Below are 16,693 nucleotides of genomic sequence, written 5' to 3'. Positions count from 1 at the left end.
ATGCCTTAGCTATATATAATACTTTAATTAAACATTAGATAATCAGAAACAAAAAACTATGTCTCTTAACTATTTATGAACCATAAAGTACTATAAATTTTAGCAAAAATAGATTTTTTATTTTTCTTAATTTATTATTTAATCCAAAATTGTAATTTCTTTAGAAATTTCTTTTGGAACTTCATCTTCTTCTAAGCCTTTTGAAGAAACTTTGTCAAAAAGAATTTTAATAGTTTGTAACATAATCTTAGCATCTAAAAAGAAACTGTATTTCTTAATATAAATTAAATCAAAATTCAACTTACTATTAAAATCAGAAGCGTACTTCCCATAAACCTGTGCATATCCTGTGATTCCCGCGCGAACATTATGTCTCAAATAATAAGCAGGATTTTGTTTTTGAAATTGATCAACAAAAAATGGACGCTCTGGTCTAGGGCCAACTACAGACATTTCGCCTTTCAAAACATTAAATAACTGTGGCAACTCGTCAATACGCAATGCCCTTAAATACTTACCTATTGTGGTGACTCTTGTATCACTAGAAGAAGCTAATACAGGACCGGAGTCTTTTTCAGCTGTAGTTGCCATTGATCTAAACTTTAGTATGTTAAATTCTTTACCATCATGAGTAATCCGAACTTGGCTATAGAATGCAGGTCCTTTTGAAGTTAATTTTACTAATATTGCTGTAATCAACATAATCGGTGAAGTAATCAAAATAAGCGTCAATGAAAAGATAATATCAACCACTCGTTTAATAAGTCCATCTTCAGCCGGAATTCTAAAATCAGAAATTTCAATAATACTCTCATCTTCTATGTTCATTATATTAGGATTAACCATTATAATATTTTCAAAACTAGTGTTTAAAAATATCCTTTTTTCGTTTCTAATCACTAAATCATAAATCTTGATTCGTTCTTCTTCGTCTATCTGACTTGCCAGATAGACTATATCTATTTCGTTTATATGAGCTTTAATATTTTCGTAATAATGTCCAACTACAACCAGTTCAACTTTATGTCTTTCATTTTTTGCTTCATCGAAATTCTGAAATGCTGAACGAACTTTTTCTTTTGTTCCCACAAGCATTACTTTTTTTGTTCCATTAAATTTTAGATATAGTTTATATACTATTGCCCGCCAAATAAACAAGATGACTATACTGAAGATCAAATTATACAGCAGTACTGATCTGGGGAAAGTAAACCAGCGACCGGCAAATGTAACAGCCATTATAGCTACAGTCATGATAACTTGGATAATGATTGTAATGTATAAAAAGTCACTTATAGACTTATTATATAAGACATATACTCCAAACAAAATATTCAAGAAAACAAATACAGCCATTATATATACAATTGCGTTTGTGTATGCAACAAAATTATAGTCAGGAATGTTCTCTTTAAACTGAAAATAAAAAGAAAGGAGAATGGAGAGATGAAATAATAGAATATCTACTGCACCTATCAATACTTTTTTTGTTTTGCTAAATGTTTCTCCTTGAGACATAATTCATTTCCTCCGTTCAATTTGTCAAAAAATAATTCTTCTTTAAAATAAACCTTTTTAACTATAGTATTTTTTATTTAAGCTTGCCAAATTTTTCCATTAAGCACAGTAAAACAAATAAATATTAAGTTTATCTAAATGATTAAGACTATTCTCATTTACTTATTTTCTTTATTGAATTTTTTTAAAAAAGTGTGTTTTTTCTCTATTAGAGCTAATATAAATGAACAATAATAAGAGATATATCCAGAAAGCAGATGATAAATAACCACCTTTTTGAAAATTTAAAATGATAAACAAAATAGCCATTTTGAAATTTTTTAAAAGCAAATAAGTACTAAATAAACAACATAAAACAAATGCTATTAATCCCAAATCAGATAATATATAAGCATAAATATTCCATATATTCGGTGTATGTCCTATCCCATTTCCCATAAAAATATGTTCTTTATTCACATAACTCCAACTTCTAATTATTCTAAATATTGTTGAAAAATCCTGCCCATTTAGTATATCGATTGTTCTACGTATCACAGTTTCATAAATCAAATTCTTAAATAAAAAAATGATACCTAAAAATATACCTAAATAGACCCACATTATTTTTGTCCATTTAAATGTTTTTATTTGTTTTATGTTTAAAAACTGCAGCACGTAAATAATGAATAATACTGCTATTGAACTATAAGAAAAAGTTAGAATAACAGTCAACGTCAAAATTGCATTTATTATTGTTGGAATTTTTATTTCCAATTTATTAAAGAAATTCATTCCGAGAATTATATTTAAGTAGTAACCTAAGTAAGAAGGCTCTGAAAAAAGACTTCTTGTTCGAATCAAACTTTCATTTTCATTAAACCTATAGCTTGATGCATCTAATCGGGTAAATTTCCAAAAAAATTCATAAGGTAAAATATCACCCGAATATAATGAAAAGGTTATATAGAGTCCGATAATACAAACAACTATTGCTATAATATTAATTAATTTAAGTAGTTTTTCTTCTAATGTGTATTTTTCCACGTAATTGTATAATTCCATAGCAATCAAAACATAAAAAGTTACTTTAATTAAACCAGCTATTCCTACTTTTAATTCGAATTGCTCATTGTTAAAGTAATTCAGTAAAATATTGGCTATGATAACACCTAATATAAGCATTATCCATTTCATTTGTTTATTTTTAATATAGTAATTTCCACTAATCAGTAAGCATATCCCAATAAACATTAAAAAAAACTCAGTAAAAGTAAATATACCAAACATCCAATCTGTCACTGCAAATGAAATGCTCAAAAGGAATAAAATAACTGTACTCCATTTTTGATGATTTTTTTCATTTAGTTGCAGCCATTTATTCATTAAGGAAGCTTTTTCCAATTCTTCCCCGCCTTTCATTTATTAGAAAATTTTGAAACAATATCATTGTACCATATTATTCTGATTACAACTTTTCATATTATACCAAAAAAATAGTTAAAAGTTTAACCTTAAGTTGATTTAACATAAAAAAACTGTAGACGCCAAACGACTAATTCTACAGTATATTTATAAAATTGAAAAACTTAGATTTTAACAAAAAAATTTTTTGTACCTATTTTTAAGATTTACATTAACTCTTACAAAAAACAATTCAAAACCATATGGACTGATATATTTAAATACTTAAAAGTTTAAATTTTTTTTAAAAACTAAATATTGTTTGATAAGGGATATACTCTGTATATGTGCCTGAAACGACAAATATTAAGCATAAAATAAAAAATGTAAAGGCAAAATATAACAATAAATTACTTAATTTATTTCTTGTAAGATTCATAAACAAGTATGGCACCAAAAATACTTCGCTTGTTGAAAATAATGTACTAATTCTTCCACCTACTGTACCAAGAGTCCCGGCTGAAATTAGAATTAGAGACGACAAAAGATATACTTTCAACATTCCTTCAATAAATTTTTGTTCCTCAAGATTGGATTGGATGCACAAGTAAAATACTCCAAAAAAAATGCCAACTTGCATCCAAAGAACTGGATTCATTATCCAACTTCCATCCGTATAAGAAGGTGAAGTAAAGTAGGCAATGTAACGATCTGGGATTGCCCAAGTGTATAATTGTGGTATTTGTATAACCAGACCAATAATTGTGCTCAAAATCAGTAATCCTATTACAGTTTTAGTAGTAAGCTTTTCAAAGATTATATTGAACAAATATACAACAATAAAAAACCACGCAGTTATATGGAATAAAGATGCTAAAAAAACAATTAGTAAAAATGGGGCAGGCTTCTTTTTTATCATAAAAGGAATTGCATATAATAGTATAATGCAAGCTAATGATGATCTTATTTGCCCCATGTCACGTACTAAAAAAAAGCGAGCGTAGTAATACATTAAAAATAATGAGGGAAACGGTGTATGTTTGTATACAAAGTAACCAAGAAGACCGATACTTAAAAGCGAAAAGACCAATATAAAGAAGTAAAAGTTTAGCTCTAATTTAGAAAAAATAAAATTCAAAAAAAGATAACCTTTTTCTGCGTCTATACTTCCATTGAACACATCACTTACATTATCTATCTTTTCAAAAAAATTTTTATAGGATATAAAATCATATCCTGTAAAAAACCTAAGGCCTGCCATTAAACTCATTACACTTATTGTTATAAACGAAATTTTTTTTTCTCTTAACAACACTTCTGTTAACGCAAGAATAGTTAATATTATTAAAACAAAAAAATATAAACTCATATGTTACCTCTTTCTAAGTCGAAAATCAGATTATTTAAATTACTACTTCGTAATTTTTAAAATATTTTTTTTAACTATTTTAATATAATTGTTCCTTCACTTCCCCAGATGCCTCTATAGGTATATTGTTTAAATCCAAGCTATATATATTTCGAGGAAAATTAGTAATTTATTTTTTTGAGTTATTGCTTCTTAGTAATTTTTTATAGATGTAAGCTCGTGTTTCATTAGGGACAATGCTCACAACAACTTGACCAATCATACTTATTAGGTAATCAGAATAAGAGTTAAATCCAACTTCGTATATTTTTTTTCTAGCTAACTTAGAACTTTTTAAGTACTGAATTCCTCCTCGTCTATAAAACATTTCATTTCCTGCTCTAGCATAAACTAGTATTTCATTTAAGTTTTTTGTTTGAGTGCCATTTTTCAGCATTCGAACCCATAAATAATAATCTTCAAATCCATTTAGGTGTTGATAATTTCCAGCTTGAATGACCTCTTCTTTTTTATACATTACAGTCATATGATTAAATGGATTCCTTCTTTTTGCATGCTTAACTATATCCTCATGATCTAAAGGAACTGTTCTTAATGCCACTACATTCGATACGTCTCCTTCAAATTCTGCAATAGCAGATCCTAAAAGCCCAATCTCAGGATTATTTTTAAATACTAATAATTGTTTTTCAAATCTTTGCGGGGCTGCCACGTCATCTGTGTCCATTCTTGCAATTAAAGGATAAGAACACGATTGAACGCCAATTGATAAAGCCTGCCCTAACCCGACATTCTCTTTTAACGGAATTCTTTTTAAAATTTTTGGAAACTCTTTCTCAATGTTTTCTAATACAGTATACAACTCATTTGTTAATTTTCCGTCCTCAACTATAACGATTTCGTTTGGTGGAATTGTTTGTTCTGTTATACTTTTAAGACATTCTTCTAACCTTGTTGGAGTTTCTTTTATATATACTGACATTAAAACACTGAACTCTGGAAATGTTTCAATTCTTTCATTCATTTTTTCTATTTCTCTCCTTCTTGTTTAACTTAAATAAATGTTCTCTAACAAATTTGCTGTATGCTTCATATCGTAATTGTCCAATTCTATAAAAGGTGAATTCATCATTGGTTCGCTTATTACAGCAAACGCCCATTTTTGAGGAGTATCTTCTAGAGATAAAAACTGAACATTCTCTGATAATTGGGTTTCACGAGTTACTTCTGTAGAAAGTACTAGTTTTAGATTAGCAGCTTGTGCTTCAACTGCTGAAACCGGAAGTCCTTCATATAAAGACGGCATTAAAAAAACGTCCATTGATTTAAGCACATAAGGTATATCTTTTCGTAAGCCAAGAAAAGTAACTTTTTCTTCAATGCCCATTTTTTTCACTTGTTCTTTTACTTCATCTTGCAACTTACCTACGCCTATTAAAAGAAGGTGACTATTTTCTTTTTTGTTTACAATTTCTTTGAATATTTCAACTAAAAATTTGTGATTTTTTTGTTCGTCGAATCTCCCTACATGCCCAACAACTAATGAGTCTTCAGGGATTGATAAATCTGCTCTAACCTGTTCTTTGCTTTCCGGAACTGATTGATACATATTAAGGTCAATTCCATTAGGAATTAGAGTAAAGGGCTGTTTTTTGCCATATAGACCATACCCAGCTTCCATAGAACAAGCTAAGAAAACTGTGGCGTTTTTCAATAGTAATCTATGAAAAACTTTTCGTAGTACTATAATAGGAATACTATTACCTTTTCCATCAGAAGTAAAATGACTGTGAGCTATTCTTTTTTTTATTCCAGCTTCTTTAGCTAGTTTTAAATTGATTCCTCCGCCAAAAAAAACTTGATTATGGACTACTTCAAACTTCTTATCTCGTAATAGTTCACGAACTGCTTTAATATATGCAATAATATTACGTTTTGGATTAGGAACGACATAAATATGTCCTCCCATTTTTTGAATTTCTTTATTATAAGGTTTAACATCTTCATAATCATCATAAATGAGAAAGTCAAATTGAATTTTAGTTCGATCTAAACTACGATAAGCGTTCATCATAAATGTTTCCATTCCACCAGATCCTAATCTTCCTTGAAAATGTAAAACTCTAATTGGTTCTTTCATTATTATCTCTCCTTATATCGTAAATAGTTATTTGTTATATTAGATAGTGATTTATTCATATTTGGCTTGTAAAGAAAGGCATTCTAAGTGGCAACTCTACATGAAAATCTTATTCGTTTCAACTTAAATTCCAAACAGTTCAAACAATTTTCATTTTATATCTTAATTTTTGTAGTACCAAATAAACTTTGTCTTTCAATTTAATAGATTTCAAATGATTTAATGCTGTTCTTTTTTCTTCTTTATCTAATTTGTTCTCTTTCATACCATTATAAATCGACAGCATTTGACGTTTAATCAATTTTTTTTGTTCTTTATTATAGGCCTCACTTTGATACACTAACTCTAATTCCTTAAATATTTTTAGATAGGAATCAAATGAACGTTGCAGTTGTGCAGTGCTTTGAATCGTCATAATAGAGTTTTCCCGATATCGGCGATAATAATAAGCAGCATTCACATAAATCATCGTTTGAATAGCAAGAAACAATTGAGGAGTAAATAATTCATCTTCATGGATGATATCTTCTCTAAACAATAGATTATGTTCAGTCAAAACACTACGTTTTACGAGGTACAAGTAGACAGGTGAAACGAAGGTTCTGCGATTAGCTTGAAAACTATCTTCACGGTAGATATGTTTTTCTTCTAAACGATGACTAAAATCATAATAATCATGATCCACTACTTTTTCCATTCCATCTACAAAAGCTGATCCGTTAAAGCGTACCAAGTCAGCCTGGCCTTCTTCTATTCTTGAAACCAGCTCAGTCAGCATGTTCACTCTAATATAATCGTCTGAATCAACAAACAGTACATATTTCCCTGTAGCTACTTTTAAGCCGCTGTTTCGTGCTCCGGATAATCCTTTGTTTTCTTGTTCAATAAAACGAATTCTTTTATCTGATAAATAAGTTTTTACAAGTTCATTGCTTTTATCTGTACTGCCATCATCTACTACAATGATTTCAAGTTGCTGATAGGTTTGGTTTATAATCGATTCCAAGCATTCTTCGATATACGCTTCAACATTATAAACTGGAACAATAATTGAAACGACTGGGTTGTTATCCATTTCATTCTCCTTTAGAAAATACATTCTCATTTTTCTTTATTTCTTTATAATGATACTTCTAATTACTTTCATTTCACCTGTTGCTATCAATCCTGCTCCAAATACTAGGACAAAAATCAATCCTTTTACAATTAAATCAATGAAATTCGAAAATGGCAACACAGGGAGCATAGCAAATACGATTATTTGAGAGAGAGCCATTAATGTTGGCTTAAATAAAATCTTAAAAAACTCCAAATAATTTGAATCAAACATTCGATACATTAAAAGATAGTTGGTCTGCATAAAATTAATTGTAAATGCGACGACGAGTAATAAAGCCACAAACTCAATCTTTCCTGTGCCAATTCCGATAATCATTGCTGTGATATTGGTTACTGCTGTCAAAACTCCTGAAACCAATAATAAATCTGTTCGATTAGCAGATTGAAAGATTGCTCCTGTAATGGTTAATATCAATTGAATCCATACAGAGAAAGCCAAAATTTGAAATGATGGGACACTTCCGCCCCACTGATCACCGAATAAGAAAAAAATGATTTCTTTTGAAGAAAAGATTAAAAATACGGATAGAGATAACCCAATTGTGCCTAAAAAGCGAGTCAACAATAAATAAACTTGTTTGATTTTATCCATTCGGGTTTCAAAGTCTGACATGATTGGCTGAATGACCGGATAAATCACATTTGTCAGTATTTGATTAGGATATAAGGATAATTGATAAGACTTATCGTAATATGCTAAAGAACTGGTTGAAAAATACTTGCCAATTAAAATTTTATCTAAATTTCCTGAGAAATAATTGATGAAATTAAAAACAAATTGATTTTTAGAAAAAGAAAATATTTTCTTTATCGGTGTCATCTCTAATTTAAAACCGATTTTTAACTGTGTTTTAAAATAAAAAACAAAGAATAAAAATGCTGCTTTCAACGTATTGCTGATAATCAGCGAATAATAGCTAAACCCAAGAACAGCTAATACGACTGAAATAACTCCGGAAAGTACATTGGCAATAACGGTTACCATATTAACCGTCATAAAGTTTTTTTCTCTTAACAACATATTTTGAGGTACTACTAAAACTCCATAAAAAAACACGCACACTCCCAACACTAAGCTGATAGGTATGTAGATAGCATCGTTATAGAACAAGCTGATAGGATAGCCTAACAACATAAAAACGATTCCTAAAACAATAGCTAAGTAACAAGAAAAAATAAAAATACTGTTGATTTCTTTTTTAGCTAGCTTTTTATTCTGAATAATAGCTGGACCAATTCCAAAATCAGCTAACATCTGGAAAAAAACTAAAAACACATTCACTACAGCAACTACACCATATTCTTTTGGAGTCAATAACCTTGAAAGAATTGCTTGGACAAGGAGTTGAACGATAATATTTGAATATTTTCCAATAGCACTAAAAAATACTCCCTTTTTAAATTCATCGACTAGGTTCATACTGATTCAACTTCCTTTATCATTTTTTATAAAATATCTTTTTAAAGCAGCTAAAGTCGATTGATTCTTTCTTCCTATAGTCACTCTTACTTTCATCAACTTTAGTGCAAAATCATATTTCTCATTTTTTACTAACATAATGAGCAGCTTTACGAATTTATTCTGTTCATCTTCACTATCTAAAACTGCTATCACTTCTTTTAACTTTTGTTTTTCCATTATTTGTTTTAATCGTTTTACTTTTTCTTTTTGGCTCATAAGGCATTCACCAGAAGTTAGGTTTTTTATTTCCAAGTAAATAGCATTCCAATACTCTCTGTTGATCAAGTCTTGATTTTCATTTTTTTTATCCCACTTATTCATTAAGCTTTCAAAATGTTGAGCTACATTGTATTCTTGTTCAAAACGATTTTTTAAGTAATGATTGACTGCAGAACCTTCTCTATAAACATAATGGTAATAAGCTTTTTTATTAAAAGCTGACTTTTCTAAGTTAAGATAGACCGACTGATTGAACAACGCATCTTCACCAATTTTTTGTTTCGAAAAGTGAATTTCAGCTTTCTTTAAATACTCTCGCTTATATAACTTGTTCCATAAAGCGTAAGGCGTGAAATAATAGAAAGAATTAAAAGCATTTCTAAATTGTTCTTTAGTTTTCGTATTTTCCAAATTTGGAACTTTCACACTATAAGTATGATTTCCATCCGCTTTTAGAGTTTCTTCAAAAAATCCAAATACCACTAAATCAGCAGTTGCTTCTTCAGCAATCTTTACATTATCTTCAATCAAATTAGGTTCGATATAGTCATCTGAATCTGCAAAATAGATGTAGTCTCCACTTGCTATAGCCAAGCCAGCATTGCGGGCATAGCCAACTCCAGCATTTTCTTGGTCGATTACCCTCACTCGCTGGTCCAGTTTTTCATAATATTTACATATTTTAACTGAATCATCAGGAGAACCATCATTAACTAAAATTAATTCTATGTTTTGATGTGTTTGGTTCAAGACGCTTTCTATCGATTTTTTTAAATATTTTTCAACATTGAATATTGGCATAATGATAGATACAACAGCCATTTATTTAACCCCTTCATTCACGTACTTTTTAATTCATTTACAGTTAAACAGCCCTTTTATTGTAACATAAATATAAAGTGTTCTCAGCTTCATTCTGTTTAAGTTTTTCCTAACAAAAAAGAGACTATTTTCAAGTCTCTTCTAGCGTCTTCTCAGCTTCCGATCGACATAATTACCAATCCGGCTATTGGCTTGTTCAATCTCACCGTCTTTGTATTCGGTGATAGCAGCATTCACAATTGCTCCTGATGTCAATAAAGCACCTAATACGTTCAGCCACAACATAAATACGATCAACGTACCGATAGCTCCATAACTCAATGTGCCTTTGGCAAAGTAACTAACATAGATTGTGAAAGCTTGAGTAATCAGCATCCAGCCAATGGTTGAAAAAACAGAACCTGGCAGTACATGTTTTAATTTTAAATTGGCATTTGGCACAAAATAATACAACAAAGAAAAGGCAAAAAACAAGGTAAACATGGTGACTGGCCACCGAATACTAAGAAATGTATCCATGAAACCGGCAGATAAGTGCAATAATGGTGTGAGGTGTTCTAAAATCAACTGACCAAAACTGAAGACAACGACCAACAACACAAGGCCCAACAATAAAATGACTGTGAAGGTAACAGAAGCCAACCGAACAAAAATGATATTTTTTCGCGGGTTTACTCCATAAGCTTTATTCATACTCATTTGCATAGCATTCATGCCCCGGCTTGCTGACCATAATGTTCCGATAGCTGCAATTGACAATACTCCTCCGTTGCCTGAGGTTAAAATCTGATTCATGATCGGTTTTAAACTTTCTACTAAGTAACTGGGTATAGCATTTTCCAAGTAAGGATAAAAAAATTCAGGAGATAAATTTAATAATGGCAATAAGTTCCCAATCACGATCAATAAAGGAAATAAGGACAATAAAAAATAATAAGCAATTACGGCTCCTGAATTGCTTACTTCAGCTTCTTTGTATTTTACTTTTAAAATTTGACTAAACACTTTAATCGATTGCTTTTTATTCGTTAATTGAGCCATTTTGATACTCCTTTTTTCATTACTGTTCTTCATTATACTGATTCTCTCGCAAAAAAACTAGCGAATTCCTTAGACAGGAAAAATTTCGATCAATGAAACTTTCTTTTCCTAATCAGATTCAGCTTATAAAATAAATCGTTTTAGAAAAGGAATCTTTGATAACAGCTTAACACAGAGATAACTGACTAAGAACAACAAAACGGCTAGTAGCGGAATAGACAGGATCGGTGTGAAGATGAAAGTTGTTAGTCCAAATTTTGTAAAAATAAAACGAATCAGTACATGAACTAAATAAATTCCAAATGAATAACGAGAAAGTTCAATTATCCATTTGCTTGTCTTTTCAGATAATTCATGCTGTTGCAAACTTTCTTTAACGAATAAAAAAGCCGCTGTACTCGTAAAAAAGACGTTAGGTGTTAGGTATTCATATGAAAGACTGTAGGGTTTCCCCGTCTTCAACGAGTGAACATTCGCTACGAAAATCGTGCCAACTACTCCAGCTATGCCTAAACTGTAAATAAATAGTTTTGCGATTTTTGACAAGGAATAACGCGATAAATAATAGCCAGCAAAAAAATAACCGAGGTAACCAAATGTAATGTCTAAATTAAGGCCTCTTTCAACAATCGTGGTGGTTGATTTAAGCGGGAATGCATGATAAGTCGGGTTGAGGAAACCAACAACAAAACAGAAAAACAAAAAATATTCTATTAATCGCTTGTCTTCAGCAATTTTTCTTAAAAACGGGATCATTACATAGACTTCAATTAAACGGAATAAAAACCACAAATGGAAATGACCTTCAATAAATGCTTGATACATCAGTTTTACTACATGGCCATTGACTGTACGGTATTCATATATTGTAAAAATAAGCGCATACAACGCGGACCAAAAAATAAAAGCGAGTACGATACGAAAAATATTTTTTTGGTACAGTTTTTTGATAGGGACTTCTTTTTGAGGGTCTAAAAAGAAGATGCCGCTGACCATAAAAAATAACGGCACACTAATACGAGAGAAACCGTTATAGATGTTCAACGTCTGCCATTGATAAGAAGCAACCGGATATGAACCAAAATCAAGAGATACAGTATGGATCACAATGACTAAAAAGATAGCTGCTACTCGGAGGACATCTGCATATAAAACTCTGTTTTTCATTTTATTCTCCCCCTCCAGCTCATCTTCTTTTCTCATTCAGTATACCAAACAACAAAAAAATCCGAAAACAACTGTACTTTTGCTAGTTGTTTTCGAATTTTTCAAATAGTATGAATCAAGTGCTTATAGATCAAGATATTTAAAAAGTGCTTTTCGGCTGCGTCCGAAAAGGTCCGATGGGATTAAACTGGATAAAAACCGGTTGAGTACCATACGAAGATTGAACGAAAGCTTTGTTATGTCCCATTAATCTTCTTTTAGGACTATAAACTATAATTTTTTTTGACCTATGGTACATAAACCTCCTTTAGGCACCACAAGTAGTTAAAAATTTTTATTCGCGGTACATAAAGATCTTTTAAGGACCTTAAGTGGTTAAACTCTCTGTATTTACGGTTCATAAACTAATTTTTTGAGAGTTTTTTTAATATGTGCTTTTCGGTCATTTCCAAAAAGCACATATTTAATGGAATAAAGACTGTTGAGCGCCATATACACAAAAACAGCTCCAAAAGACAGATTTTTCATCTGACTTTTGGAGCTGTTTTATCATTATCCTATAGAATGTGTGCTTGATTTGTAAGCAAAATACTTTGTTTTTTCAACTGAATGATCGGAAGCACTTCGCATCCTATTAGTTGAGCTGTGTGTCTCTCAGGGTCACTCCGCATCCTTAATCTTTTTGTTGGGTTAGGATTCTTGGGCCTTCTTTAGTAATAGCTAAAGTGTGTTCGTACTGGCAGCTCAATCCGCCATCTTTTGTACGAGCAGTCCAGCCATTGTCGTCCATTTTTGATTTCCATGTTCCAGTATTGACCATGGGCTCGATTGTAATGACCATTCCTTCTTTTAGACGCAAACCTTTGCCTGCTTCGCCATAATGCGGAACAGAAGGGGCTTCATGCATCGTCGGTCCAATGCCGTGACCGACAAATTCCCGCACGACTGAAAAACCTTCTCCTTCAACATAGGTTTGAATAGCATGGCCGATATCCCCAATACGGTTTCCGACTTGTGCTTGTTCAATTCCTTTGTAAAGTGCATGTTTTGTTACTTCCATCAATTTGTCTATTTCTGGTGTGGATTCGCCGACCACGTAGCTCCAACAAGAATCACTCATGGCGCCGCGTAAGTTCACAACGGTATCTACTTTAATGAGATCGCCGTCTTTTAACGGTTTGTCTAGTGGAAATCCATGACAAATTTCATCATTGACGCTAATACAAGTTGCATATTCATACCCTTCAAAACCAATTTGCTCAGCAATTCCGCCGCCTGCTTCAATGCGGTCTTGGAAAAATGTGTTGATTTCTGATCCAGTTACACCTGGTTTAATAAAGTCGCGTAAAGCTTCATGGATGCTGGCTAATAAAGCACCTGATTCAGCCATTGCATCAATTTCACGTGTTGATTTTAGTGTAATCAATTTCATTCCTCTTTTCTATTCATTTTGCACAGTAACTCTTTCTATTATAGGCTTAAAAGTTTAAAAAGTGAACCATTCTTCATTTTTTGTTACTGTCTGCTTTTTTGAAGCCCTTTTTACGCCTCTTTTCCAGCTTGATTGGCGTTGCGAAAAGTCTGTAATCTTTGGTATACTTTGCTAAGAAGAAGCCCGTTTTTAAGAAAGAAAGGATGAAGATCAGTGACTACTGCTATGATCGTGTTCGCAAGTTTAACTGGCAATACTGAAGAATGTACCAATATCGTTGAAGAAGCGTTAGAGAGTTTAGATGTAGAAGTGGAGACTGTTGACTGTATGCAAGCAGATCCGGAAGACTTTTTAGATGTCGATATTTGTCTCGTAGGAACTTACACGTATGGCAATGATGCCAATTTGCCAGATGAAATCGTTGATTTTTATGAAGAGTTGGCTGAGATTGATTTGACCGGAAAAGTATTCGGTACTTATGGTTCAGGCGATACATTTTATGACAAATTCTGTCAATCTGTCGATGACTTTACCGAGCAATTTAAAAAAGTTGGCGCTGTTGAAGGCGCTGAAAGTGTCAAAGTCGATCTAGATCCTGGTGAAGAAGACATTGAACACTTGCAAGCTTTTGCAAAATCTTTAGTGGAAAAAGCCGCATCACTATAAATGAGACATTCCTATCTTGTACTAAGTAAAGAACCGACCTGATTATGTCAGACCGGTTCTTTGTTTTATTCTGTTAACTAACTTTGGCAATTGTTTCTTTTACATTGGCCGTAACAGCTTTTTCATCAAATTTTATCAACCCTTGGGCTACAAGAGCGGCTGTTCCATAGACCACGATCCATATTTTTTCAAATGCTTGTTTCTTTTCTGCTTTGGTTAATTCTTTTGTTTTAGCTTCTTGCTCAAAAGCAGCCAACATGGCTTCAAAAGGAAGAGCGTACATCCGATCGGCTCCTAATTCATCTCCTAAAAACAACGCCCGGAAGAAGACCGGTTCCTCTTTTGCAAAATGAATGTAATTGAGGCAGGTATTTAATACCGCATCATCTGTTCGTTTCTTTTGAAACACCGTTTCTACTAAATAATCTTTAACTTTTGCAAATAACTCATTTTTTAAATCGTCCATATTTTTAAATTCCAAGTAAATGGGCTGCGTCGAACAATTCATTGTTTTTGCGATATTCCGGGCTGTAAATCCCTCAAATCCTTCTGTTTTTACAACCTCATATGCGGTATCAAGAATATGAGATTTTAATATTGTTTTCTTTCTAGCCATTTGGCTCACCTCTTTTTATTTCTATTTGGTTATCGTTCTGATTAGTTCCATCAGCATCTGCTTATACTTAAACTAATAAAAACAAACTTATCTTTCCATAGAACATTGTCTCTTGCTGGAAAAGTAAGTTGATCTACTGTGAATTATTCAGTTGCCTGTCTGGTTATCCTAGTATTTTCTCTAATCGTGTGAGTGGTGAGTTGAACAAGTTTAGTTACTTAGTGGATTTTTTTAGACATTTAATCCTATACGTATTTTATCACTAATGTCATAAAAAAAAAAGCGATTCACCTTTTGCCAAATGGACTCTTATTTTACCAACAAACTAAATGGAGTTTTTGGCTTTTTATTTTTAAGGAGAAAGTTCTTAAGAACTTTTCAATTCAACAAATTGTTTCCGCTCTCTTCTTGTGCTATGATTATTAGGTTAACTTGTGTTTCAGCAAGTAAAAAATAGAGTATTGGAGGAAATGATACTATGGTATTACCAAATTTTGATGAGCTTTTAAACAAATATGCTTATGCCATCGTTAAGACAGGCATCAACGTTCAAAAAGGACACACAGTGATTCTTCAAACAGATGTTGATCAAGCACCGCTTGCCCGCTTGATTACAAAGAAAGCGTATGAATTAGGAGCTAAAGAAGTTATTGTAAAATGGTCTGATGATATCGTAAACCGCGAACAGTTTATCGGGACTCCACAAGACGTTTTGACTGATATTCCGCAATACAAAATAGACGAATCGTTAGATATGATCGCTAAAGGCGCAAGCCGAATCAGTTTGCGTTCTTCTGATCCAGATGCTTTAGCGGGTGTAGATGGCGAAAAAGTTGCTGCTTATCAAGCAGCTGTTGGAAAAGCTTTAAGCGAACAACGGAAAGCTACACAAGCAAACAAAGTCAGCTGGGTTGTTGCCGCTGCTGCTGGTGCAAAATGGGCAGCTAAAGTCTTCCCTGATTTAGCAACGGAAGAAGAACAAGTGGATGCATTATGGGATGCCATCTTTAAGGCAGTTCATATGTACGACGCTGATCCAATTGCTACATGGGAACAAAAAGATGTGACGTTAAATGAAAAAGCAGACGAATTAAACAAAGAACAATTTTCTGCTTTACACTATACAGCCCCTGGCACAGACTTGACAGTTGGATTACCAGCTAACCACCGTTGGGAAGGCGCCGGTAGTGATAATGTTCGCGGAGAACGTTTCATGGCCAATATGCCGACAGAAGAAGTCTTTACAGCTCCTGATGCCAATCGTGTTGACGGTGTGGTTAGAAGTACTAAACCTTTGAGCTACGCTGGAACCACTATTTTAGATATGGAATTTACTTTTAAAGATGGCAAAGTAGTAAACGTGACTGCTGCAGAAGGCGAAGATGTCTTGAAACGCTTGATTGCAACAGATGAAGGAGCAGCTCGCTTAGGTGAAGTGGCTTTAGTACCGGACCCTTCTCCTATTTCACAATCGGGTATTACGTTCTACAATACGTTATTTGACGAAAATGCTTCAAACCATTTAGCTCTAGGTTCAGCTTATGCCTTTAGTTTGATCGGCGGAACAGAAATGTCCGAAGAAGAATTAAAAGCAGCTGGCTTAAACCGTTCTACCGTCCACGTAGACTTTATGATCGGTTCAAAAGACATGGATGTTGATGGAGTTCGAGCAGACGGCAGTACCGTTCCAATCTTCCGTAACGGCGACTGGGCGTAATGTGCTAAAGATACTATAAAAC

The 16,693-nt window shown here is 32.5% G+C and carries 14 protein-coding genes; 2 read left to right on the top strand and 12 right to left on the bottom strand.

The features are described from left to right. Positions 1 to 138: 138 nt before the first annotated feature. The 11 genes from BR87_RS00145 to map all read right to left on the bottom strand — a co-directional run bounded on the left by BR87_RS00145 (position 139) and on the right by map (position 13,666). Positions 139 to 1,518, bottom strand: coding sequence for a sugar transferase (locus BR87_RS00145; protein ID WP_035027284.1), 1,380 nt, complete (start codon positions 1,516 to 1,518; stop codon positions 139 to 141). A 171-nt stretch (positions 1,519 to 1,689) separates the two neighbouring features. Next, a complete protein-coding gene (locus BR87_RS00140) occupies positions 1,690 to 2,901 on the bottom strand; it encodes a hypothetical protein (protein ID WP_244877011.1) in 1,212 nt (403 codons plus the stop codon). Positions 2,902 to 3,205: 304 nt separating this feature from the next. Continuing rightward, a complete protein-coding gene (locus BR87_RS00135; RefSeq protein WP_035027281.1) occupies positions 3,206 to 4,270 on the bottom strand; it encodes an EpsG family protein in 1,065 nt (354 codons plus the stop codon). 169 nt (positions 4,271 to 4,439) lie between these two features. Then, positions 4,440 to 5,294 carry a glycosyltransferase gene (locus BR87_RS00130; protein WP_035027279.1) on the bottom strand — a complete coding sequence of 285 codons (855 nt, stop codon included), beginning with the start codon at positions 5,292 to 5,294 and terminating at the stop codon, positions 4,440 to 4,442. Positions 5,295 to 5,318: 24 nt separating this feature from the next. Next, positions 5,319 to 6,410 carry a glycosyltransferase family 1 protein gene (locus BR87_RS00125; RefSeq protein ID WP_035027277.1) on the bottom strand — a complete coding sequence of 364 codons (1,092 nt, stop codon included), beginning with the start codon at positions 6,408 to 6,410 and terminating at the stop codon, positions 5,319 to 5,321. A 139-nt stretch (positions 6,411 to 6,549) separates the two neighbouring features. Next, positions 6,550 to 7,485, bottom strand: a complete 936-nt coding sequence (locus tag BR87_RS00120) for a glycosyltransferase family 2 protein (protein ID WP_035027275.1) — start codon at positions 7,483 to 7,485, stop codon at positions 6,550 to 6,552. A gap of 36 nt (positions 7,486 to 7,521) precedes the next feature. Further along, positions 7,522 to 8,949, bottom strand: a complete 1,428-nt coding sequence (locus BR87_RS00115; protein WP_035027273.1) for a lipopolysaccharide biosynthesis protein — start codon at positions 8,947 to 8,949, stop codon at positions 7,522 to 7,524. Between the two features lie 6 nt (positions 8,950 to 8,955). Further along, complete coding sequence (locus BR87_RS00110; RefSeq protein ID WP_035027271.1) at positions 8,956 to 10,032, bottom strand: glycosyltransferase family 2 protein; 1,077 nt, start codon at positions 10,030 to 10,032, stop codon at positions 8,956 to 8,958. Between the two features lie 141 nt (positions 10,033 to 10,173). Next, on the bottom strand, positions 10,174 to 11,073 hold the full coding sequence (locus BR87_RS00105; protein WP_035027269.1) for a YihY/virulence factor BrkB family protein: 900 nt from the start codon (positions 11,071 to 11,073) through the stop codon (positions 10,174 to 10,176). A 123-nt stretch (positions 11,074 to 11,196) separates the two neighbouring features. Beyond that, positions 11,197 to 12,240, bottom strand: coding sequence for an acyltransferase (locus BR87_RS00100; protein ID WP_035027266.1), 1,044 nt, complete (start codon positions 12,238 to 12,240; stop codon positions 11,197 to 11,199). Positions 12,241 to 12,913: 673 nt separating this feature from the next. Then, positions 12,914 to 13,666 (bottom strand): type I methionyl aminopeptidase, encoded by a 753-nt coding sequence (gene map / locus BR87_RS00095; RefSeq protein WP_035027264.1) that lies wholly within the window; start codon positions 13,664 to 13,666, stop codon positions 12,914 to 12,916. A gap of 219 nt (positions 13,667 to 13,885) precedes the next feature. On the opposite strand from map, the gene BR87_RS00090 reads away from it, so the two are divergent. After that, positions 13,886 to 14,338, top strand: a complete 453-nt coding sequence (locus BR87_RS00090; RefSeq protein WP_035027260.1) for a flavodoxin — start codon at positions 13,886 to 13,888, stop codon at positions 14,336 to 14,338. 73 nt (positions 14,339 to 14,411) lie between these two features. On the opposite strand, the gene BR87_RS00085 is transcribed toward BR87_RS00090, so the two are convergent. Continuing rightward, positions 14,412 to 14,954, bottom strand: coding sequence for a TetR/AcrR family transcriptional regulator (locus BR87_RS00085; RefSeq protein ID WP_035027257.1), 543 nt, complete (start codon positions 14,952 to 14,954; stop codon positions 14,412 to 14,414). Between the two features lie 478 nt (positions 14,955 to 15,432). Here BR87_RS00085 and BR87_RS00080 point away from each other — a divergent pair, with 478 nt between their 5' ends. Then, positions 15,433 to 16,671: an aminopeptidase gene (locus BR87_RS00080; RefSeq protein WP_035027254.1), complete on the top strand. Its 1,239-nt coding sequence runs from the start codon at positions 15,433 to 15,435 to the stop codon at positions 16,669 to 16,671. Positions 16,672 to 16,693 lie beyond the last annotated feature (22 nt).

Source organism: Carnobacterium mobile DSM 4848, from assembly GCF_000744825.1.
GTDB lineage: Bacteria > Bacillota > Bacilli > Lactobacillales > Carnobacteriaceae > Carnobacterium_A > Carnobacterium_A mobile.
Note: the sequence above shows the minus strand (reverse complement) of the source record. Positions and strands in the feature narration are given on the sequence as shown.